Source organism: Acidovorax sp. ACV02, assembly GCF_014851475.1.
Lineage (GTDB): Bacteria > Pseudomonadota > Gammaproteobacteria > Burkholderiales > Burkholderiaceae_C > Acidovorax > Acidovorax delafieldii.
Genome location: NZ_JACUZU010000011.1, coordinates 1 through 21,758, shown reverse-complemented (window position 1 = coordinate 21,758; position 21,758 = coordinate 1). Strand labels below are relative to the sequence as shown.

Annotated in this window: 17 protein-coding genes; 10 read left to right on the top strand and 7 right to left on the bottom strand. The window is 61.8% G+C overall.

The features are described 5' to 3' along the window. Positions 1-15 precede the first annotated feature (15 nt). Genes IB236_RS22110 through IB236_RS22100 form a run of 3 tightly spaced genes read right to left on the bottom strand, consistent with a single transcriptional unit; the run spans position 16 to position 2,270 of the window. Entirely contained in the window at positions 16-900 is an 885-nt protein-coding gene (locus IB236_RS22110; RefSeq protein WP_192422243.1) for an alpha/beta fold hydrolase, read from the bottom strand. Then, positions 836-1,126, bottom strand: coding sequence for a hypothetical protein (locus IB236_RS22105; RefSeq protein WP_192422242.1), 291 nt, complete (start codon positions 1,124-1,126; stop codon positions 836-838). Before IB236_RS22105 ends, IB236_RS22110 begins: the two co-directional genes overlap by 65 nt. Positions 1,127-1,130: 4 nt before the next feature. Then, positions 1,131-2,270, bottom strand: a complete 1,140-nt coding sequence (locus IB236_RS22100) for an ABC transporter substrate-binding protein (protein ID WP_192422241.1) — start codon at positions 2,268-2,270, stop codon at positions 1,131-1,133. A 210-nt stretch (positions 2,271-2,480) separates the two neighbouring features. On the opposite strand from IB236_RS22100, the gene IB236_RS22095 reads away from it, so the two are divergent. The 10 genes from IB236_RS22095 to IB236_RS22050 all read left to right on the top strand — a co-directional run bounded on the left by IB236_RS22095 (position 2,481) and on the right by IB236_RS22050 (position 18,924). Next, positions 2,481-4,151, top strand: coding sequence for a long-chain-fatty-acid--CoA ligase (locus IB236_RS22095; RefSeq protein ID WP_370539943.1), 1,671 nt, complete (start codon positions 2,481-2,483; stop codon positions 4,149-4,151). Positions 4,152-4,281: 130 nt separating this feature from the next. Continuing rightward, positions 4,282-5,241: a porin gene (locus tag IB236_RS22090; RefSeq protein WP_094291733.1), complete on the top strand. Its 960-nt coding sequence runs from the start codon at positions 4,282-4,284 to the stop codon at positions 5,239-5,241. Between the two features lie 51 nt (positions 5,242-5,292). After that, entirely contained in the window at positions 5,293-6,798 is a 1,506-nt protein-coding gene (locus tag IB236_RS22085; protein ID WP_192422239.1) for a methyl-accepting chemotaxis protein, read from the top strand. Positions 6,799-6,854: 56 nt separating this feature from the next. After that, positions 6,855-7,916, top strand: coding sequence for a PAS domain-containing sensor histidine kinase (locus tag IB236_RS22080; protein WP_192422238.1), 1,062 nt, complete (start codon positions 6,855-6,857; stop codon positions 7,914-7,916). Continuing rightward, a complete protein-coding gene (locus tag IB236_RS22075) occupies positions 7,913-8,551 on the top strand; it encodes a response regulator transcription factor (protein WP_192422237.1) in 639 nt (212 codons plus the stop codon). The genes IB236_RS22080 and IB236_RS22075 overlap by 4 nt, the downstream gene beginning before the upstream one ends. A gap of 345 nt (positions 8,552-8,896) precedes the next feature. Next, positions 8,897-9,520: a tyrosine-type recombinase/integrase gene (locus tag IB236_RS22070; protein WP_099654885.1), complete on the top strand. Its 624-nt coding sequence runs from the start codon at positions 8,897-8,899 to the stop codon at positions 9,518-9,520. Positions 9,521-9,699: 179 nt separating this feature from the next. Continuing rightward, positions 9,700-10,869, top strand: a complete 1,170-nt coding sequence (locus tag IB236_RS22065; RefSeq protein WP_056057405.1) for an HD-GYP domain-containing protein — start codon at positions 9,700-9,702, stop codon at positions 10,867-10,869. A gap of 88 nt (positions 10,870-10,957) precedes the next feature. After that, on the top strand, positions 10,958-15,772 hold the full coding sequence (locus IB236_RS22060) for a PAS domain S-box protein (RefSeq protein ID WP_192422236.1): 4,815 nt from the start codon (positions 10,958-10,960) through the stop codon (positions 15,770-15,772). Positions 15,773-15,781: 9 nt separating this feature from the next. Further along, positions 15,782-17,317 carry a transporter substrate-binding domain-containing protein gene (locus IB236_RS22055; RefSeq protein WP_082522307.1) on the top strand — a complete coding sequence of 512 codons (1,536 nt, stop codon included), beginning with the start codon at positions 15,782-15,784 and terminating at the stop codon, positions 17,315-17,317. Then, positions 17,314-18,924 (top strand): response regulator, encoded by a 1,611-nt coding sequence (locus IB236_RS22050; protein WP_056057417.1) that lies wholly within the window; start codon positions 17,314-17,316, stop codon positions 18,922-18,924. The genes IB236_RS22055 and IB236_RS22050 overlap by 4 nt, the downstream gene beginning before the upstream one ends. Positions 18,925-19,098: 174 nt before the next feature. Here the strand turns inward: IB236_RS22050 and IB236_RS24640 are convergent, their stop codons facing one another. The 4 genes from IB236_RS24640 to IB236_RS22030 all read right to left on the bottom strand — a co-directional run. Then, positions 19,099-19,356 carry an antitoxin Xre/MbcA/ParS toxin-binding domain-containing protein gene (locus IB236_RS24640; protein WP_225581322.1) on the bottom strand — a complete coding sequence of 86 codons (258 nt, stop codon included), beginning with the start codon at positions 19,354-19,356 and terminating at the stop codon, positions 19,099-19,101. A gap of 515 nt (positions 19,357-19,871) precedes the next feature. After that, positions 19,872-20,819, bottom strand: a complete 948-nt coding sequence (locus IB236_RS22040; protein WP_192422234.1) for an alpha/beta hydrolase — start codon at positions 20,817-20,819, stop codon at positions 19,872-19,874. Positions 20,820-20,867: 48 nt separating this feature from the next. Then, positions 20,868-21,206 (bottom strand): hypothetical protein, encoded by a 339-nt coding sequence (locus IB236_RS22035; protein ID WP_192422233.1) that lies wholly within the window; start codon positions 21,204-21,206, stop codon positions 20,868-20,870. Between the two features lie 454 nt (positions 21,207-21,660). Then, positions 21,661-21,758, bottom strand: a 98-nt coding sequence (locus IB236_RS22030) for an IS3 family transposase (RefSeq protein WP_156358536.1), incomplete at its 5' end; no start/stop codon positions are given.

Genomic DNA, 21,758 nt, shown 5'->3' with positions numbered 1-21,758 from the left:
TGGTTGAGCGCGGCCTTAACCAACCGCGCGGCGTATCCAGGCGATGAGGTTGGCAATCACCTCTTCGCGGTTGGTCTCGTTGAGTACCTCATGGCGCGCGCCGCCGTACACGTGGGTGGACACATCGCGGAAGCCCGCGCCGCGCAGGCGGTTCACCAGCGGGTCGAACCAAGCTAGGCAGGCGTTCACCGGATCGCGGTCGCCGGTGAAGAGGTACAGCGGCAGGTCCTTGCGCACAGCGGCGTACAAAGCCGTGTCTGCCGTGCGGTTGCCCACGTCGAAGATAGAGAACAGCGACTCCAGCGTCAGCGGCGTGCCACACAGCGGGTCGGCAATGAAAGCCGCTGGCACATTGGGGTCACGGCTGAGCCAGTCGGCGGGCGTGACCGGTGTGCCCACGCTGGCGTTGGCCGTCTCGGGCGTCCAGCCGGAGGTGCGCACATCCAGCATTTCCAGCGCGGCGGTGCCCGACAACGCGACCGCATCGACCAGCGCCGAGTGCTCGATCAGATAGACCTGTGCCGCCATCGAACCCATGCTGTGCGCCACCATGACGACAGGCAGTCCGGGATGGCGCTCACGCAGCGCGCGGGTCACTGCAGCCATGTCGTCTATAAGGGCCGCAAAACCGCGCGGGCCAAAGTCGCCTGCTGTGCCCGCATCAAATGCCGACTGGCCATGCCCCCGGTGCTCGCTGCCGTACACAAAGTAGCCTTGCGCGGCCAGCGCCTGGGCCACATGGCGGTAGCGGCGGATGTGCTCGGACATGCCGTGCACCAGTTGCACCACGGCGCGGGGCACGGTGAAAGCGGCTGGCGTGGCCCAGGCATACGCTTCAATGGCATGGCCATCGGCTGCTGCAACACTGAAGCGCGTTTCGTTGGTGTTCGTTGTGCTCATATGTCTCCTTCGGTTTTTTTCGTTGTCTGGTCGGCGCATCGTAGATCGCGCCATTGCGCACCGTCAGCCAGAAAATTCCCCGGGCGTTGAGGGAATTTTCTGCCTTCTGTTTTTCGCGCAATGGTCGCTCTGGCATGTGGAATGCGAAAATAAATCGGCCTTTGCGCTCGTCTGCATTCGATTTATTGCTATTGTTTTTTTGCTGTAGCGCATCCGATGCATCCATGGTGTCAGCGCAGCAGCTGCCCTTCGCTGCCCAGCACGGTGAAATCCACATAGCGCCCGCCCTGACGCTCGCCCCGGCCATAGCGCACCACGAAACCGCCCAGGTCCAGAGTGCCCAGTTGCTCCAGTGCGGTGGCCACGCGGCCTGGCGACCAGGCCGTGCCCCCTGCGCGCCGCAGGGCCTCCACTAGCACCTTGGCGGCGATGAACGCCTCGAAGCCCGCGTAGCTGGGGGCGGCGTCCATGGGCCCATAGGTGGCCAGCAGCGCCCGGTATTCGCGCACCAGCGGCCGGGCACCTCCGTAGGGATAAGGCACAACCTGCGTGAAGCCCATTCCCCGTGCTACGGTGGGTCCGACCTGAGTCAGCACTTCCTGGTGGTCGGCCCGCGCAAAGCTCAGCAGTTGTGCCGTCTCGCCCGTGCCTCGGTACGCTTTGGCGAATGCGGCGACGTGGCGTGTGGGAGCCATGAGCACGATGGCCTCGGGCCGCAACGCCCGCAGGGCAGTCACAGCGGCGTCGGGTCCTTCCGGGCCGAGTGTGGCGGCTCCTGCCAGGGTGAGTCCCTTGCGGGTGAGCGCCGCGCGCAAGGCGTCAACGGCACCGAGGCCGTCTTCGTCTGCCGCGTGCACCATGGCGATGCGGCGTGCCCCCAGCGTGGCCAGGTGCCCGGCCAGGTGTTCGGCCTCGCCCGCGTGACCAGCGCGCACAGGGAACACCTGGGGGTGCACTGGCTCACGCAGCCACCCGGCCCCCGTGGCGGGCCCCAGCAGTGGCACACCCGACACCGCCAGCAGCTTTTGCGTCAGCAAGGCGCGCACGCCCTGCGCCTGCGGGTAGCCCATCAGCACGGACACCTGCTCCTGCTGCACCAACTGGCGCGTGTTGCGCACCACGCTGGCTGGGTCAAAGGCGTCGTCCAGCACCACATGGCGGATGGCCGTGCCCTGGATGCCACCCGTGGCGTTGACATGGGCGAACCACAGGTCTGCGCCCAGTCGCAGTTGTCGCCCCAGCGCCGCCTGCTCACCCGACAGGGGCAGCGATTGCCCCACCACCAGCTCCGCCACGGGCGCAGCGCCCGCTGACAGGGCCCCGCACAGCCCTCCGATAACGACCAGCCTGCGCCAGAAAAAATGCTGCACCAATGTCTCCTTGAGTTGTGGTGCGGGATGCTGGGTGCAGGGGCGGCGGCCGTCTGCGGGATTTGTCTGCCCGGCGCGCCAGACTTTTCCGCCATGGGCGGCCCCCGCGGCATGGACTTATCTGCCCTGCCGTACAGAAATTTCTGGCATCCAGGCCGCAGCCCTTTGCCTACGCTCGGTGCACTCAAACAAGAATGCCAGGAGACCAGCGTGCAGACCCCCGAAGACCGCGTGATCGAGCGCACACCGTCCGCTTACAGCTACCCGCTGCTCATCAAGCAGCTGCTGCACACCCCTCTGGCCAACGCGCCGGATCAGGAGATCGTGTACCGCGATCTGTTTCGAATGACCTACCGGGGTTTTGCGGGCCGCATTGCGCAGCAGGCCCATATGCTGCAGTCGCTGGGTGTTGGGGCGGGTGATGTGGTGGCTGTGATGGACTGGGACAGCCACCGCTATCTGGAGAGCTACTTCGCTGTGCCGATGATGGGCGCCGCGCTGATGATGGTGAACATCCGGCTGTCGAACGAGCAGATCGCCTATGCCTTGGATCACAGTGGTGCTACTACTCTGCTGGTGCATGCCGACTTCCTGCCGGTGCTTGAAGTCATCCACGCGCGCCTGCCGCAACTCCAGCGCATCGTGCTGCTTCAGGATGCGCAACCCGCACAAACGCCGCTGCCGACGGTGGGCGAATACGAGGCGCTGATGGCCGTGCAGCCCACGGCCTTTGAGTTCCGTGACTTCGACGAAAACACGCTGGCCACCACCTTCTACACCACCGGCACCACGGGCCTGCCCAAGGCCGTTTACTTCAGCCACCGCCAGATCGTTCTGCACACGCTGGCAGCGGCATCGGGCCTGGCGGCCAGCCCGCAGCATCAGCGTTTTCACCGGGGCGACGTGTACCTACCGCTCACGCCGATGTTCCACGTGCACGCCTGGGGCCTGCCGTTTGTGGCCACGCTAATGGGGGTCAAGCAGGTCTATCCGGGCCGCTTCCGGCCCGAGCACATCGTGGACCTGGTGGCGCGCGAGGGCGTGACGTTTTCGCACGGCGTGCCCACCGTGCTGCAGATGGTGCTGGCCGCCGCCAAGGGGCGCCGGTTCGAGGGCTGGAAGATTGTCTCGGGCGGCTCGGTGATGCCACCCCACCTGTGCCAGGAAGCGCTGGCTCAGGGCATAGACATCTTCACGGGCTACGGCATGTCGGAGACCTGCCCACTGCTCACGCTGGCGCAGCGCCCTGCGCAGCCGGGCCTGGACGTGCCCGACGACTTCCGCCTGACCGCCGGCTGGAGCGTGCCGCTGGTGGACCTGCGGGTGGTGGACGAATCCCTGCACGCGCTGCCCCGCGACGGCAAGGCCGTGGGTGAAGTGGTGGTGCGTGCGCCCTGGCTCACGCAGGGCTACCGGGGCAATGCCGAGGCCTCCGAGGCCCTGTGGCAGGGCGGCTACCTGCACACCCAGGACATGGGTCGCATCGATGCCACCGGCTGCCTGCGGCTGGTGGACCGCATCAAGGACGTGATCAAGACCGGGGGCGAGTGGGTGTCTTCGCTCGACCTGGAGCAGCTCCTGGCCACCCACCCGGGCGTGGCCGAGGCCGCCGTGGTGGCCGCGCCCTGCGAGCGCTGGGGCGAGCGGCCCATCGCCGTGGTGGTGCGGCGCCCGGGCAATGCGTCTGCCACCGAGCAGGCCTTGCGCACCCTGGTGCTGGAGCAGGCCGAGCGGGGCCTGATCCCCCGCTATGCAGTGCCCGACCGCATCCATTTTGTCGAGGCCATCGACAAGACCAGTGTGGGCAAGTTCGACAAGAAAGTCCTGCGCCAGAAGTTTGCACAGGCATCAGCACCCGAACACCAGACGGCCCTGGCCTGAGGCCGTATCCCCGCGCTGGAGTTCCTGCGCCAGCGGTCCCGGAGGCCCCACGACCCGTGGGGCGCAGCAGGCTGTCCCTCATTTTTACTGAACCACAACAGATCCCTTTAAGGGAAGGAGACCTCACGCCATGATTGCCCGCATCACACTGCCCGCCGCAGCCTTATTGCTTGCCAGCACATCGGCTCTCGCGCAGTCCAACATCACCCTGTCGGGGCGCATCGACCTGAACGTGGGAAAAGACATTGGGGCCGGACAGACGCGCATGGGTACTGGCTCCATGAGCCACCTCACGTTTGCTGGCACAGAAGACTTGGGTGGCGGCATGCTGGCCAGCTTCAAGCTTGCGACCCGGATCAACGCTGACAGTGGTACGACCAACGCACCTGGCGCGGTGCTCAACTCCCCTGCTGGCACCTACTGGACGCAGGAGTCGTCTGTGGCTCTGCGCGGAGGCTGGGGTTCGCTCACGCTGGGGCGGCAGATGACGGCGGCGCTGCTGCCGCAGCTCCTGGTGGACCCTTGGTTCTGGGACAACACCACCAACGGCTTTGCAGCAGGTACAGGCTATATCGGCAACCTTTGGTACAACGATGCAGCCACCTATGCTTACGACACCGGTGCCTTCTCGTTCACGGCGCAGGTGGCCGCCAAGGACGCCAATCCCGGCTGGTCGGGCACACCACACAAGACGCCGTACTCGTTTGCACTGGGTTATGCACCGGGCCCCTGGCAACTGCGCTTCGGCTACGAGAAGCCCGCAGACGGGCGTTCCAAGCTCGCCACGCTGTTTGGTGGTTATGACTTTGGTGCGTTCACGCTCAATGCCATGGTGGCGGGTGGTACGGACCACACCGATGCCAGCGTGCGCACGTGGGCCCTGTCGTCAGTGGTTCCTGTGGGCACGGGCCAGTTCCGAACCAGCTTCGGGAACTACAAGCGCGCCGATGTGGTTGCCTCGCAGAAGTTGGCGCTGGGCTACCACCACTTCCTGTCCAAGCGCACCAGCGTATACACGACCTTCGCGCACGACAGCAAGGCACCCACGCGCAAGAATGGCTACGAAGTAGGCCTGCAGCACGTGTTCTGAGTGCCAGAACGCTGCCAAGACATGGTTCCCAGAAAAGGATCGGAACATTCCATGGGGTTGCTCACAGTCTGGAACGATCGCGCTGGTGTGGTGGCGCATGCGCTTGCGGCTTTCTCCGTGGTGGGGGGAGTTGCTGCGTTGGCGATGGCGCCGCCAAGCCAGATGCAGCTGGGGGCCATGGCCTGCCTTGTGCTTGCTGGCTGTTGCTACGCTGGGCTGGCCGTTCAGTCAGCCCGGCACGCGCGCCGCCTGGTGCAGGCGCACAGGCAGGTGCAACAGTTGGTGGCGGGCGCGCTGGAGGCACCGCCGCAAGATCCGCGCGGTGCGGACCGTACCGAACCGCTGCTTCAGGACCTGGCCGCGCTTCAGCAACGCCTGGCTGCCGTGGTGCGCGATGTGCATGCAGGCACATTGGCCATCGCGACATCCTCGGGCCACGTGGGCAGCGACCACACGCGCTTTGCTGCCATGATGAGCACGTTGGCGTCGTCGATAGACGATGTCAACGGCTCTATGGAGCAGTTGGCGCCAGCCCTACAGGCCAATGCCGACGATGCCCAACGGGGGCATCACATCGCCAACGGCGTGCTGGAGCAAGCGAAGCAAGGCGCACAGGTGATCCAGCGGTTGGTGGAAACCATGGGCAGCATCACAGGCAGCTCGCGCAAGATTGGCGAGATCATCAGCCTGATCGACAACATCGCGTTTCAGACCAACATCCTTGCGCTCAACGCTGCGGTAGAGGCTGCACGGGCGGGGGATGCGGGGCGGGGGTTTGCCGTAGTGGCCAACGAAGTGCGCAACCTCGCAACGCGCTCCGCCGCTGCCTCTCGCGAGGTGCGCACCCTCATCGAAGGGTCGGCCCGCAGTGTTGATGCCGGTGCTGAGATGGCCGGACAGACAGGCCGGACCATGGCGGGACTGCTGGACGGCGTGCAGCAGGTGGCGAGCATCATCGAGGCCATGGCCACGGCGGTGCGGCAGCAAACGGCAGGCATGCATGCCATCGGCGCGTCCATCGCGGATCTGGATGTGCTCACCCGCCAGAACGCGTCGCTCAGTCGCAATGCCGCCGAGCCGGTGGCGGCGCTGCACCAGCAGGCGTTGCAACTGGTCCAGTCGGTGGCGTCATTCGACTTGGGAACCCAGGCCCATGCCAGCGCTGATGATGCGAAGGCCCTCGTGCAGCGGGCCGTTGGCGTACTGCGCAGCCGGGGCGGCGCAGCGTTGATTGCCCAGGTCAACACCCCCCACAACACCGAGCTGATCGACCGGGACCTTTACCTGGTGTTGTATTCCACTGACGTTCATTGTGTTGCCCATGGAACCAACACCCGGCTGGTCGGGGTGGATGGACGCAACTTCAAGGATCTGGATGGCAAACATTTCGTGGCCGAGATTGTTGCCAACGCGTTGCGCCAGGGCAGTGGCCACGTGAGCTACCGCTGGCTGCACCCGCTCACGCAGGAGGCCATGACCAAGTCTGCCTACTTCGAGCGCCATGGCGACCTGGTCGTGACCTGCGGGTCTTATGTCACGTCTGTGCTCACCGCTTGACGCGAGGGGATCCGCCCCCTACCGTTGCCCCGTATTGATTCCGCCACGACCTACCCATGCAGCCCCAGCCTCCCACTCCGACTGTGGATGACTACCTGGACCTTTCCTTCAAGGCCATCGTCGAGCAGTCGATCACGGGCATCTATGTCATCCAGGATGAAATCTTCGTGTACTCGAACGAGACCTGGGCCCAGTTCTTCGGACGCAGCCGTTCCGAGATCGTCGGCATGTCGCTGCGTGACCTCGTCCCGCCATCGTCCATCGACTACACACTGAAGATGTACCACCAGCGGATCGCAGGCGAGATCGACAGCGTGCGCTACATCACCCCTGCTATTCACAAGCAGGGGCGCATCGTGCTGCTGGAGGTGCACGGTTCGCGCATGGCCTACCGGGGCAGACCTGCAGTGATGGGCGTGGGCATTGACGTCACCGAGCAGACGCTGCGCGAAGAAGAGCTGCGCCAAGCGCGCAACGATCTGCAGCAGCTGGCTGCGCACATCAACCAGGAGCGCGAGCGCCAGCGGGCACTGTTCGCACGTGAGCTGCACGATGTGTTGGGCGGGCTGCTGGCCTCCATCAAAATGAACGCCCAGCGCGTGCAGCGCCGGGTCAGCGATCCTGCGCTCACGGAGATCGCGGCGGACCTCATGCACATGACGCGCCAAGCCATCCAGTCGGTGCGGGAGATGTCCGAGGAGTTGCGGCCCAGCGGGCTTGACCACCTGGGGCTGGCTTCGGCCATGCAGCGCGAGCTGCGCCAGTTTGCGGCGCGGCACGCGCTGCAATGTCAGTGGGAAACCTCGGGCACGCTAGAGGGGCTGGAGATCGACCGCGCGACCAGTGTGTTCCGTATCTTCCAGGAGGCTCTGATCAACATTGCCAAACACGCTCATGCCGGCAAGGTGTGGGTGTCCTTGCGGCAGGAGGAGCCTAATCAGCTGTCGCTGGAGATCCGGGATGATGGCGTGGGCCTGGCTCCAGGCCCCCACCGCAGCGATGCACGAGGCCTGCTTGGCATGAAAGAACGGGCGCGTGAGCTGGGTGGCACCTTGGACCTTGAGTGTGCGCCCGGGGCGGGCATGAGCCTTCACCTTTCAATACCTGTCACACCATGATCAGAGTTCTCGTTGTTGATGACCACACCATCTTCCGTTCGGGGCTGCGCAAGCTGCTTTCGGACGAGGCGGACATGCGCGTGGAGGATGAAGCGCGCGATGTGGGCGAAATGCTGACCAAACTGCGGGGAGCTCCTTTTGAAGTCGTTTTGCTGGATGTGAGCATGACAGGGCGCAGCGGATTGGAAGCCATGCCGTCGCTTCGCGCAGAGTTTCCGAAGATGCCGGTGCTACTGCTATCCATGTACCCGGCCGAGCAGTACGCAGTGGTAGCGCTGCGCGCGGGCGCCAGTGGATATCTCACCAAGGATGCCGAGGCCGAGGAGTTGATCCACGCCATCCGCGAGGTGGCCGCTGGCAGGCGTTACCTCAGCAGCATCGCGGCTCAGCGGCTACTGCTGCAGACGGCCAGTGCAGACGACGACCAGCCACCGCACCACAAGCTGTCCGCCCGCGAGCACCAGATCATGCTAATGATTGCCCAAGGCATCTCCTTGACTGACATCGGGAAAAAGATGTTCATCAGCGTCAAAACGGTAAGTTCCAGCCGAACGCGCATTCTTCGCAAGCTCGGCGTGGAAAGCAACGCCGAACTTGTGATGTATGCGATCCGGCACAAGATCGTGCATGGATAGTCCAGACGTCTCTTGGCACGAATGGTTTGTTCAATACTTTTGAGGCTGAGAAGTACCTATCGCGTACAAGCGTCAATGAGAGGACAAGTTTCTCTGTTTGCCATGTTGACCAGCCATCCAAAGCGCGCGCCGCGATACCTGCGGTCAAACAGGCCTGCTTAAGGCTGGTTGCTGTCGCTCGACCCGAAGTCGTTGAACGACTGCTGCGATCGAGAGCAGACAGTGAAGAACATCACTGGGCGTTTTCTGAACCGCAAGAACTGACATAGCTACCGTGGTCACTCGTGGACAACGGCATCTAAAAGGCGCATCGTATTTGTCCCCTCTACTCGATGGGAGACCATCATGGAATCCGCTCCAGTCGTCGTTCATCGCGAGCCTTGGAACAAAGGGAAAATCGTTGGTCAGAAGGCTCCCTTCAAGCCTAAAGACATCTGGGCGCTACGCGTGCGCCTCCAGATGGAGAGCCGGGTGCGCGATCTTGCACTCTTCAATCTGGGAATAGACAGCAAGCTGCGCGGATGCGACCTGGTCGCCCTCAAGGTTCGCGATGTTTGCCATGGCGACCAAGTCGCCTCGCGAGCAATGGTCTTGCAGCACAAAACCCAGCGCCCCGTCCAATTCGAGATAACGGCGACCACCCGTGAAGCACTTCAGCAATGGATCAAGGCAGCCGGACTGAAATCAGAAGACTTTCTTTTTCCGAGCCGACTTCACAAGTCTCCGCACCTCGGGACGCGCCAGTACGCCCGGATTCTCGAGCACTGGGTGGTGCAGCTTGGGCTCGATCCAGCAGAGTATGGAACGCACTCCATACGGCGCACCAAGGCTACGCTCATCTACCGGAGAACCAAAAACCTACGTGCGGTCCAGCTACTACTGGGCCACTCAAAAATCGAATCAACTGTCCGCTACCTTGGCATTGAGGTTGACGATGCTCTTGAGCTATCCGAACAGACCGAAATCTGAGTTGAGAGAGCACCGTATTTCCATAGCGAGACAGCCCTTGGGGGCAGGCCTTAAATCACCCCTGAACTCGGAGTGCTGCCCTTCGATCCAACTTAGGTCAATTGAGCACTTGTCAAACTGTCCCGTGTAAGGAATAGTTAGGCTGATGAGGGGCCTACGCCTTGGAGGGATGATTAAAGATGCTCAAACAGTCCGAGGATTCTCCGCGTCCACTGGTACTTGCTGTCGATGACTCTTCAGACAATCTTTGGGTACTTTCCGGCCTCCTCAAAGATCAGTACCGGGTGAAATTGGCAGGGTCTGGCGAAAAAGCGCTGCAGATCGCGCGCAGCATCCCAGCACCAGACTTGATTCTGCTGGATGTGATGATGCCGGACCTCTCCGGCTATGAGGTATGCCGCCAGCTCAAGGCGGCTCCGGCCACGCGGGATATTCCCATCATCTTCCTGACGGCCATGACGGGGACGGAGGATGAGAAGGTCGGGCTGGCATTAGGCGCTGCCGATTTCATCACTAAACCAATCAACCCTCCAATCGTGCTTGCCCGTGTGGCGACCCAGCTTCAGGCCAAGGCGGGTGCCGATTTCCTGCGCGACCAAAATCAGTTTTTGCAGACGGAAGTCCACAAGCGCACGCGCGAACTCGCCGCTATCCAGGATGTCACCATCCTGGCCATGGCGTCCCTGGCAGAGACCCGCGACAACGAGACCGGCAACCACATCCGCCGCACGCAGCACTATGTGAAGGCGCTAGCCACAGCGCTAAAGACGCATCCGCGCTTCAGCACTGCACTGAGCGATCACGTGATCGACATGCTGTACAAGTCGGCGCCGTTGCACGACATCGGCAAGGTTGGCATCCCGGACCGGATTCTTCTCAAACCCGGGCGGTTTGAGCCGCATGAGTTCGAGATCATGAAGACGCATACGACCCTGGGCCGAGACGCGATACAGCATGCCGAGGACCAGTTGGGCATGCCGGTTGAGTTCTTGCAATACGCCAAGGAGATCGCCTATGGCCACCAAGAGAAATGGGACGGCAGCGGCTACCCACAGGGCCTGGCGGGCGAGGCAATTCCCCTGTCTGCGCGCATCATGGCCGTGGCCGATGTCTACGATGCACTGATCAGTCGTCGTGTCTACAAGGACGGGATGCCACACGAGAAAGCGGTGGACATCATGCGCGAAGGCCGAGGCTCGCATTTCGACCCCGACATCCTGGATGCCTTTCTCGGCATGCTCGAAGAGTTTCAGCGCATTGCTCAAAAATTTGCCGACAGCGACGCGGAAATGGCCGACAAGGCCAAGCACCTGGAATTGGCGACTGCGGTCATTCAGCCTTCTTCCTGAGCTCAATAGGTTCCCAGGCAGCCAGCCTCCATTGCCGGGACCGTCTGGCCTGCATCACTTCGCCCCGGAATAGAGAGGAACGCGTTTCATGAACGCTATTGTTCAGCACTACCACCGCTCCTCCCTGACGGCGAAGCTCGCGTTCGCCTTTTTCGTCATCCTCCTCATGGCAATCGTGCTCAGCGTGCTGGGCATGCAGGCGGTCAGCCGCGTGAACGACGAGATTCAGGACATGTATGAAAGGGACCTGCAGGGCGTTTCCAACGCCCGGGCGATCCAGTTCCACTATGCCAGCATGGGGCGCCATTTGCGCAATGCGCTGCTCACCGTAGAGACAGACGACAGGGCCCAGGCGCTGGAGAGGCTTGATCAGTCGCACCAAGATATCTTGCGCGAGGTCGGTGAGCTTCGCGGGCGCATTGTTCGCGACGACAACAGACGCAACCTTCTGACGTTCGACCAGAACTATGCGGAGTACCGCAAGAGAGTTGAAGGTCTGCTTGAGCTCGCCAGGCAGGGGCAACTTCAAGAAGCGCGCAGACAGGTCTCAAGTCGGGAGTTCGCTGTCGTTGGGGATACCGTGGCCCAGTCTATGGAAGCTGTGGCAGCCACGAAAGAGGACAGCGCCCGGGCTACGCTGCGCTCCGTGCAGGACCTTGCGCAGCAGACCAGGATCCGCGGCAGCACCCTGCTGGTCATGGGCGGCTTGTTCAGTGTGCTTTTTGCGTGGCTTATCGCGCGGTCCATTCGTGTACCAGCGTTCGAACTGCGCACGGCTGTGGAGCGGATTGCAGAAGGAGATCTGCTGCAGGAGGTGCCTCATACCTCGTACCTCAACGACCTGGGCGCGCTGGCGCGTGCAGTGGCGGTGCTACAGCGGGGAGCCCGCGAACTGGAGGTGCAGCGCTGGGTCAAGACACATACGGCCAGCGTCTCTGCCGAACTGCAGTCGACCCAGTCCTTCGTCGAGCTGGCGCAACGCTTCTTCACGCTCTCGGCGCCTTTGCTGGACATAGGGCACGGCGTCCTTTACATCTACGAAAAAAGCCAGCGCCACCTGCGTCTGCTAACCGGTTTTGCCCATCGCGAACGCAAGACGATGGATCAATACATTCAGCTGGGCCAGGGCTTGGTGGGACAGTGCGCACTGGAGCGCAGCGCCATCACGCTCACTCAGCCTCCCCCAGACTACGTACGCATCGGATCGGCGTTGGGCGATGCCGCACCCCGGTGTATCTGCGTGCTGCCGATCCAACGTGGTGACGAGTTGCTGGGTGTGCTGGAGATTGCCAGCTTTCAGATCTTCTCGCCTGCACAGCAGGCCCTGTTGGACGCGCTGATGCCTGCGCTGGCTGCCAATCTGGAGATTCTGGAGCGCAACGTGGCCACCCATCGGCTGCTTGAGGAAACGCAGGCCCAGGCGAAGACGCTGGAACAGCAGGCGCACGAGCTCGCCACGCAAAAAGATTCCATCGCCGCCACCGAGGCTTGGTATCACGGCATCATCGAATCTGCACCCGACGGCTTGATGGTCACGGACGAGCACGGCACGGTGATCATGGTCAACCCGCGCATGCTCGATCTGTTTGGCTATGCGGAACATGAACTGGTGGGCCAGCCTATGGAAATACTGGTGCCATCCGCCATCCGCGACCGGCACCCGGGCTTGCGCCAGGGCTTCCTGGCAGTCGGACTGCCGCGAAACATGGGGGGTACGAATGCCAACCTCAAAGGCGTGCGCAAGGATGGCAGCGAGTTTCCGGTGGAGGTCGGCCTGTCACGCCTGCCTGCCATTGGCGGCCATGGCGTCTGTGTATGCGCCTCGGTGCGCGACGTGACCGAGCGCAACCGGGTAGAGCAGGAAGTGCGCAACAGCCAACGTCAGATCCGCACCCTGGTGGATGGCATCGGCTCCATCATTACGCTCAAGGACAGGGAAGGCCGCTACCAGCTATTGAATGCCACCTATGCGAAGTACGCAGGCACCAGCGAGCATGAGGTTCTCGGTAAAAACGCACACGACCTGTGGCCCAAAGAGATGGCAGACAAGATCTGGGAGGTGGAGAACCGCGTGCTCGAAAGGGGCGAAGCCATCACCTACGAGGAGATCATCCCCACTGCCGATGGATCAGGGCAGCGCTCGTTCATGACCACGAAAACACCGCTGATCAACGAAGCAGGTGAAATCTACGGCATCTGCGGCATCGCCACCGACATCACCGAGCACAAGAAGTCGCAGGAGGCCATGCAGCTGGCCCATGCCGAGCAGACCGCCATGTTCGAGGCCACCACGCTGGGCATCGCGTTCATCAAGGACCGCGTGGTTGTGCGCGGCAACACACAGCTTGACACGCTGTTCGGCACCGGGCAACTTGGCCAGTCCCCCCGTGCCTGGTACGCATCTGATGACGCGTTTGCCCATGCCCTCAATGAGATATACGGACAGCTATCAAGCGGTGAAAAACACCAACGCGAGGAAGAGCTGGTGCGCGCCGATGGCACGCGCTTCTGGTGTCAACTCAGCGGTGCAGCCATTGATCCGGACGACCTGAGCAAGGGGACGGTGTGGATGCTGCTTGACGTGACGATCCGAAAGACGTCAGAAGAAGATATACGGCGGGCCAAGGAAATGGCCGAGGAAGCGACGCGGGCCAAAAGCGAGTTCTTGGCCAACATGAGCCACGAGATCCGCACGCCGATGAACGCCATCATCGGCATGTCGCACCTGGCTCTGCAGACCGCGCTGGACAACAAGCAGCGCAACTACATCGAGAAAGTCAACCGCGCTGCCGAGAGCCTTCTGGGCATCATCAACGACATCCTCGACTTCTCCAAAATCGAAGCCGGCAAGATGTCCATGGAGCAAGTCGACTTCCGGCTGGAGGATGTTCTCGACCACGTAGCCAATCTGATCGGTATGAAGGCCGAGGACAAGGGTCTGGAGTTGCTGTTCAGCACAGCGGACGACGTTCCGACGGCGCTGGTAGGAGACCCGCTGCGACTGGGCCAAATCTTGGCCAACCTGGGCAGCAATGCCGTGAAGTTCGCGGAGCAGGGGGAGATCGTGCTGGGGATCGAGCTGGCCGGCCAGCAAGGCAAGCCAGGTGGTGACGTCGAGCTGCACTTCTGGGTCAAGGACTCGGGCATCGGCATGACGCCAGAGCAATGCCAACGGCTGTTTCAGTCGTTCAGTCAGGCCGACAGCTCCACCACGCGGCGTTATGGCGGCACGGGCCTGGGCCTGGCGATCTCCAAGACCCTGGTGGAGTTGATGAAAGGCCGCATCTGGGTGGAGAGCACCGAGGGGCAGGGCTCGACCTTCCACTTCCATGTGCACTTTGGCCTGCAGGCGCAGCCCATGCCCCGGCGCATGTTTGATGCCAACGAACTGCTGGGCCTGAGAGTTCTCGTGGTGGATGACAATGCTGCGGCCCGGGAGATCCTGTCGACCATGGCGCGCCGTTTCGGCCTGGAGGTGGACATGGCCCGCGATGGCGAGGAAGGGCTGCGCATGGTGGAGGGCGCCGACAGCCGCTCGCTCGCCTACGACCTAGTGCTGATGGACTGGAAGATGCCACGCATGGACGGCGCCGAGACCGTGCGCCGCATGCAGGCGCTCAAGGGTGGGGCTGCACCGGCGGTGATCATGGTGACTGCTTTCGGCCGGGAAGAAGCCATGACTGCGGTGCAGAGCCATGGCGCCCGGGTGAATGCGGTGCTCACCAAGCCGGTCACGGCATCGACATTGCTAGAAGCGGTGGCTGAGGCGCTGGGCAAAGGTCGCCTGGTATCTGATCGCGTGGTAGCCAAGGCCGACGGGCGAACCGAGCATTTGCAGCAGCTCAAGGGCGCGCGGGTGCTGCTGGTTGAAGACAATGCACTGAACCAGGAACTGGCTATGGAGCTGCTGCGCCAGGCCGGCATGGAGGTGGTGCTGGCCAACAACGGCCAGGAGGCGCTGGACCTGCTGGCCGCGGACCCTCGATTCGATGGCGTCCTCATGGATTGCCAGATGCCCGTGATGGACGGCTATACGGCCACACGCCACCTGCGCTCGCTGCCGCAGTTTGCCAACCTGCCCATCATCGCCATGACAGCCAACGCCATGGCCGGTGACAGGGAGAAGGTAATGGATGCCGGCATGGTGGACCACATCCCCAAACCGCTGCGGGTAGAGGAAATGTTTGCGTGCATGGCTCGATGGATCAACCCTGCTGCCACAACCGCCCAGACGACGCCTGAACAGGCTTTCAATCAAGGAGGCAGCGTGGCCGATCCAGATCTGCCGCAATTGCCCGGCGTGGATCAGGCGATTGGACTTCGCATAGTTCAAAACGACCGGCGGCTCTACCGCCGACTACTGGGCATGTTTCTGCAGGAGTACACGGGCTTTGAAACAGCCGTCGCTGAGGCGCTGCATCAGGGCGACTGGCCTCTGGCCACGCGGCTGGCTCATACCCTCAAAGGCGCTGCGGGCACGATCGGCGCCACCAACGTCGCATGGGCAGCAGGGGCGCTGGAGGCAGAGGGCGCCCACGAGTCCCGCGTGCCGGCAGCGCTGGAAATGTTGTCCCAGATTGGAGTTTTGTTACGCCCGCTTATCAAGGCTCTGCAGGAGTCCACGGCGAGCAGCGGGGCTGGCACTGTGCAAGCCCGATCGGAACCTGTTGTTTCCAAGGCGCGCTCCGCCGAAACCGAGGCTCTGCTGAGCCGATTGCGCAAGTTGCTCAGAGACAGCGACGCGGATGCGGGCGACGCGCTGGAGAACTTGGTCGCTCGGTTGGCGGCGGATGGCGACCCGCTTGCTGAGTCCCTGTCTGCCGTGAGCCGAGCCATTGATCGCATCGATTTCGATGCTGCGCTCTCAGCGCTCGAAGTTCAGGCTCCTGCTCAGCCCGGCTGAATCTGGTCCATGAAGCGCCAAATGCGATTTTTTGCCTGCTTTGTGGGCCTTGCGATGGCCGCGGGCAGCGCCTTGGGGCGCTCGCTGGTGCAAATCAAGGACAGCCAAGAGTTGCGCATCTGCGTCGCTGGCTCCAGCGCCGACTACTATCGGACCAATGGGGAGGATTTCGCCCGATACCTTGGTGTTCAAGCGAAAACCGTGACGCTTTCGCAGTGGGATCAGCAGTTTCACAACGCGCAGGGCGTGACAGTTCAGGGAGATCGCTACGAAGCCGCTCCTCTGGCCACTGGAAAATGCGATCTGTACCCGAATGACCTGCACATCACCGAATGGCGCAAGCAAAAGATGATACTGGTGCCGTACTTCACCACGCGCAATGTCGTCGTCTCGCGACCGGAGATGCGATCCGTTTTGCGCGCCGAGGTAGATCTTGCAGGGCGCACTGCATCGGTCCAGGCGGGAACCGCTTACGAAGGATGGATCCAGGGATTCAACGCTGGAGCGGGAGAGCACTCACCGATCGTCATTGAGAACGTACCTACCGCCAAATCCATGCAGGCCGTCGCGCAGCGTCGCGCAGATTTCACCGTGATCGCGGCCGAATCTGCCTTCCACTGGGTGCGTAACGACCTGGAGAACCTGGACATGCTGTTTCCGGTGGGCGAGGCGATCTCGGTAGGCTGGGGTATTTCCTTTGAAGCATCGGACCTCGAGCACGCCATACAGCGCTATTTCACCGACAGTCGTCGGATGGGGTCAGATCTCGATCTGTCCTGGCGACGCAAATATGGCGTGTCGCTGATGGAGTACCAGCTCTTCTCCGCCTCTTTCGACAATAGCGGGAAATGGCACCGGGTTTGGATGGCCTGGGGAATCCCTGGCGGGGCCGCCATTGCGGGAGTGCTGCTGGCCATGCTATTTTGGGCAACGCAGCTCAGGCGCGAAGCGGCCCGGCACAAACTGACCCTAAAAGCGCTGCAGCAAAGCCACGACCAGTTGACCGGCGAGGCCTACCGGCGCAAGGCAGTGTCCGACCTATTGCTCGAGTTGCAACACGCCAACACTCTTGCAGCTTTTGCCCGCACAGTCCTGCACGAACTGGCGAGGCACTTGCCGATGGGGCAAGCCCTGCTGGTGCGAGTAAACGAAGCGCGCGCGATGCAGGCAGTTGCGCACTATGCGGGTTCGGGTGCTAGTGCGGAACAAACGCTCTCTGAGCTGCCCACAACAGCCAGCATGATCGAGCGATGCATCGCAACGGGCGAGTCCGTGCTCATCGAAGCGCCTGGGACTGACTACCTGCGTGTCCAGTCAGGTCTTGGGCATTGCGCTCCCTGCGCCATCTATTTGATGCCGATCAAGCACGCTGGATGTGTCGTGGCCGTCATTGAGTTAGCCGCGACTGAGTCGATCAGGCCAGAGCGCCGCCAGTTGCTAGTGGACATGGAACCCATCATCGCTGTGGGTATCCTGCGCTTCGTTCGTGAAGAGGCCGATGTGGCTCTTGACCTCACCCAGCAAGACAAGAAGGTATCTGCATGAGTGTTTTTGCTGCTTCGAGCCCATCTGCCATTGGGCGAGGCGCACGCTGTCTGGTCGTTGATGACTTTGAGGCGATGCGCAAGGTCACCATCAACCAGCTCCGGCAGATGGGAGTGGAACGCATTGAATCCGCGCGCAACGGTGCCGAAGCCCTGCGCCTTCTGAAGAATCAGCGTTTCGATGTGGTGCTCTCGGACTGGAACATGCCCGTGATGACAGGCGTGGAGTTGCTTCAGGCCATGCGTGCAGACGAACGATTATTCGCAATACCGTTTGTTCTTATCACCGCCGAGGCGGAGCGCAGCCGTGTTCAGGAGGCCATTTCGATGGGGGTGACCTCCCTGCTGCTCAAGCCCTACTCCCCCAAGCAATTGGCTCAAAGGCTGGAGAAGGCCTTGCAATGGAAGCCGCGCGCTCCTGGCGATTTTGCTGGGGAGGGGTTGCCAGCGCAAAATGCGCATGCTCCGGCGACGCAGGACACCGCGAGCACGCCATCAGCCGAAGAGCAGGAAGCTCCTCGACCGACGATACTGATCGTCGACGATACGCCCGACAACCTGCTGCTACTGTCCCAGCTGTTCAAAGGCGAGTATCGGATCAGGCTGGCTCAGACAGGCGCCAAGGCGATGGAGGTGGTGACCTCCGACGACCCTCCGGACTTGGTACTGCTGGACATCATGATGCCCGGCATGGATGGTTTCGAAGTAGCGCGGATGATGCGCGAGCATCCCACATCCCAGAGCATTCCCATCATCTTCGTCACTGCCATGGCGTCGGCGGACGCACGCATCAGGGGGCTCGATCTCGGCGCGGTCGATTTCATTACCAAGCCCATCGACCCCGAAACGCTCAAGCCGCGCGTGCGCAATTTCATGCGCTACGTGCAGCTGCGCAAGGACCTGCAGGCCGAGTTCGACAGCATGGTCGAGGCAGCCCAGTTGCGCGAAGACGTTGAGCGCATCACGCGGCACGACATCAAGGCGCCGCTGGCCGGGGCACTGGGTCTTGTGCAGGCGCTGATTGAGGATGACTCGGTCGGTCGCCGACAAGTGGAGCAGTTGCGCTTGATGGAAGAGAGCGTGATGCAGGTGCTCAACATGATCAACCTGTCATCCGAACTGTACAAAATTGAATCGGGTCGCTTCGTGCTACGAGCGCAGCCCGTGCTTATCGGCGAACTGCTGCGCCGCATAGCCGAGATGAATCGGGTGACCTTCGCGGAGAAGGACCTGTCTATCGCGGTGGACACGGACGTGGCGGTCGGAGCGGAGCCACCTGTAGCGCTTGCGGATTCAACCCTGTGCTACTCGATCTTCCAGAACCTACTAAGGAACGCGTGCGAAGCAGCGCCGCACGGGTCGCGGGTGTCGGTGCAGCTCCAGGATCAGAACCCCTTGCGCATCATCATCAGCAACACTGGAGCTGTGCCAATCGCGATCCGCGACCGGTTTTTCGACAAGTTCGTGACTGCGGGCAAACAGGGGGGGACAGGCCTGGGCACATATTCCGCCAAATTGCTCACCGAGGCCCAGCATGGCAGCGTAGGGCTAGAGGTATTCGATGACACCAATACGACCCGGGTCGTCGTGGAGCTTCCGCGACGGTGATGAAGTCAGTTCACGGCAATCAGCAAACCGCCTGATCAGGATAGCCCAGCCGAAAGCAGCCCTTCACTGAGGTCCACTTCTGGCCGATAGTACCCATTCGCGACTGAGATGCGAACGGCTGCAACCGCTGCATCACAGTCCTTCGACATCGTCGCGGGCCACCTCCTGGGCTTTCTACGCTGAACGTCCTAAAGCTCTTGCCTCCCTGTCACATCCCCTGCGGAGCTCCAATACCGCCTCCATACCTATTGAGGTATGTATGAACAACGCAGGCGTTCCCGCAAGGCCGGCGTTGTGCGAGCAAACCCACTGCTTGCATGCCTCCTCATTCGAACCCACGTTGGCAATTAGCGCCTGATGGATTTTGATCAGAGTGAGGGCCCGCTGACCGCTGGCGGTGTTGCCGTCTAGCTCTGCCGAACCGTCTGCCATGGCTGAGATTGTGCAGAGGTCCAGGCCCAAAGCTTGGGTCAGTTCTCCATGGGAGAGCCCGAGGAATGCACCGACTCGCAGCGCACTTTGGGTCAGGACTTGGTTACTGGTCATAGGCATCGACTCTCATCTTTTCCCTCATACTGGGCAGTGTATCAAGGGGCTTTCGAGTCGCGGTGAGGTTCAAATCACCCTGCCTTTGTGATGCCCTGGCCGACAACAGCCGAACGCATGCAGATCACCGATGGACTGCCGCCGCCGCTGCGCCGACTGTGATTGTCCGTCGTTCTGCCTGCGTCCGCTGCGAAGGAGCCGTTGAAACACAACGTCGAGCCATCCTCACGATCATCGACAGCCTCAGAAAGAAAAGTCGACTTCGAACCTCCACTACCCTCGACAAATGCGTCTTTGGCAACAAGCTCTACTCCAGGGATCGGAAACCGCGCAGCAGTCTAGGCGCCTCAAGCGTTGGGTGAAGTCTTCCACCGTGAAATCGTGTTTCTCGTTGTTCACATTCAGTAACCGCTTATCTGCGCCAACAAGGCACCGAGTTCCTTGGGTGCTGAGATGAATGGTGAGTGACTTGTATTCATCGGATGAACGATGGTTTTGTTCATGGGGGTAAACGCGTCAGCAGCGTCAATGAAGCGCTGTTGAAGTGCGGGCGGAATCGCGCGATCGAGCAAGCACTTGACGTAGTGCCGCGGCACGGAGCCCCAGCGGCTCACCGTCTTAGCGGTTGCAGTCGCGCTCAGCGCGATGGGTTCGTCGGGCGTCAGTAGGTTGGCAATGGCCCGGAATGCAGCATCACTCACATCGCCGTAAAACGCCGACTTCGCTGCAGCGAGATATGCGCGTTCCGTGGACGCGAAGTCGATGCGGGTGGCTGCGACGACGGCAGGATCGGCCTTCAGGAGCGGCAGCACTTCGGCAGTTGCGGCTTCGGGAGAGAGGAGTGCATCGAGTGCTTTTTGTCCGTCAGCCAACATGAACGCCGTGAGGTACACCACGGATATCAGTTTTTCGGGCACACGTTCGGCGACGCGGGTGATCGTCACGCCGCCCAGGCTGTGCCCCACCAGAATAACCTTCGAAAAGCCGCCGGCGCGCATTTGGTCGATGGCGGCGATTACGCGATCTGCGCATTGCTCCACGGTGACAGCGGCCAGCGGCGACACCTCAGTGGCGAAAGCCTGGGCGTCCAGGGGGCGACCAAAATAGCTGGATGGAAACAAAGCCTCCAGACCGTGCCCCGGCAGGTCGACAGCGATAGCCGCGTGCCCCAAGGCCGCCAGCTCAGGGATGACCTTCTGATACGTCCATGCGCCATGCCACGCGCCGTGGACCAGGACGTAAGCCGGCTTGTCGACGGCTGCCGCATTGCCTCCGCCGCAAGCGGCCAGCCCTGCACCGGCAAGCGCGGCAGAGCCATATTTGAAAAGTTCGCGTCGGGATGTAGTCATGGTTATTCCTCAAGGGGGTCGAGATGGTCGGGAATTGCCCAAAGTGGGTTAGCGAGCCCGCTCAGGCACACGTCGCGGCATAGCGCAGCCGCAGTCACAGTTGAGCAACGCGCCGCTCAGATTCTTCGGCAGCACGTCGGTCAAGATCAGACGTTTGGGGTAGTTGAAGAGGCCAGCGGATGCGCGCAGGCATCGATCAACCCGCTCACGCAATGCATATCCGGGCTCGGCGACGATGACGGCGGCCACGATTTCGATCCATTCTTGGCACCGACTAGGCAGGTCACTGCCCAGTACGTCGCCGTAACGCGACAGCGCCCAGCATTTGGCTTGCTCGCACAGGCGCAGCACCGCGTCATACAGGTAGGGGGCCCTCTTGAACGTCAATCGGATAGGGGTCGAAAACGAACAGCTGAGTCTTGGTCATGGAGCGCTCCTATGCGCAGGATCAACAAGAGACTAACTATATTGAACTCAATTTAGAATTCCATAAGGGATAATCCCAGTATTGAATTCAATTTTGTATGAAAAAAGATGAGTTCACGGCTTAACGGCAGCGTTTGATAAAACCACCAAGAGCCCCAGCCAGAAGGCTAGCCCGGATATTTCACGCATCTCCCCACGGGGCCGCGTATGGCCTGCGGCCGTGCATATCGGAGCGTCTGGGGGTCGAAGAGGGCGGCGCAGATCGTGCTTCAAGCGCCCTTTGGGGCCAAGTGGTCGTACCTGCCCCCACCCCGGCTTGGGCTGCGGGCCATTTTTGTGTCGTCGCGCCGGCCAGGCGCTGCTGGTTTGTTCAGGGCGAGCGAAACGGGGGTGCGGATAAAAACTTGGACTGGTTTTATGCCGCAAGTCCAAGGCTCACCCGGTATTCGATAGGGCTGAGGGAGCCAAGAGAGATCTTGATCCGCTTCTCGTTGTACCAGCGGATGTAGTCGT

Coding starts and splice junctions, on each gene's coding strand:
- IB236_RS22070 (WP_099654885.1), top strand. CDS start 8,897: ATGGAATCCGCTCCAGTCGTCGTTCATCGCGAGCCTTGGAACAAAGGG.
- IB236_RS22065 (WP_056057405.1), top strand. CDS start 9,700: ATGCTCAAACAGTCCGAGGATTCTCCGCGTCCACTGGTACTTGCTGTC.
- IB236_RS22090 (WP_094291733.1), top strand. CDS start 4,282: ATGATTGCCCGCATCACACTGCCCGCCGCAGCCTTATTGCTTGCCAGC.
- IB236_RS22110 (WP_192422243.1), bottom strand. CDS start 900: ATGAGCACAACGAACACCAACGAAACGCGCTTCAGTGTTGCAGCAGCC.
- IB236_RS24640 (WP_225581322.1), bottom strand. CDS start 19,356: ATGGCAGACGGTTCGGCAGAGCTAGACGGCAACACCGCCAGCGGTCAG.
- IB236_RS22055 (WP_082522307.1), top strand. CDS start 15,782: ATGAAGCGCCAAATGCGATTTTTTGCCTGCTTTGTGGGCCTTGCGATG.
- IB236_RS22050 (WP_056057417.1), top strand. CDS start 17,314: ATGAGTGTTTTTGCTGCTTCGAGCCCATCTGCCATTGGGCGAGGCGCA.
- IB236_RS22085 (WP_192422239.1), top strand. CDS start 5,293: ATGGGGTTGCTCACAGTCTGGAACGATCGCGCTGGTGTGGTGGCGCAT.
- IB236_RS22075 (WP_192422237.1), top strand. CDS start 7,913: ATGATCAGAGTTCTCGTTGTTGATGACCACACCATCTTCCGTTCGGGG.
- IB236_RS22105 (WP_192422242.1), bottom strand. CDS start 1,126: ATGGATGCATCGGATGCGCTACAGCAAAAAAACAATAGCAATAAATCG.
- IB236_RS22060 (WP_192422236.1), top strand. CDS start 10,958: ATGAACGCTATTGTTCAGCACTACCACCGCTCCTCCCTGACGGCGAAG.
- IB236_RS22040 (WP_192422234.1), bottom strand. CDS start 20,819: ATGACTACATCCCGACGCGAACTTTTCAAATATGGCTCTGCCGCGCTT.
- IB236_RS22080 (WP_192422238.1), top strand. CDS start 6,855: ATGCAGCCCCAGCCTCCCACTCCGACTGTGGATGACTACCTGGACCTT.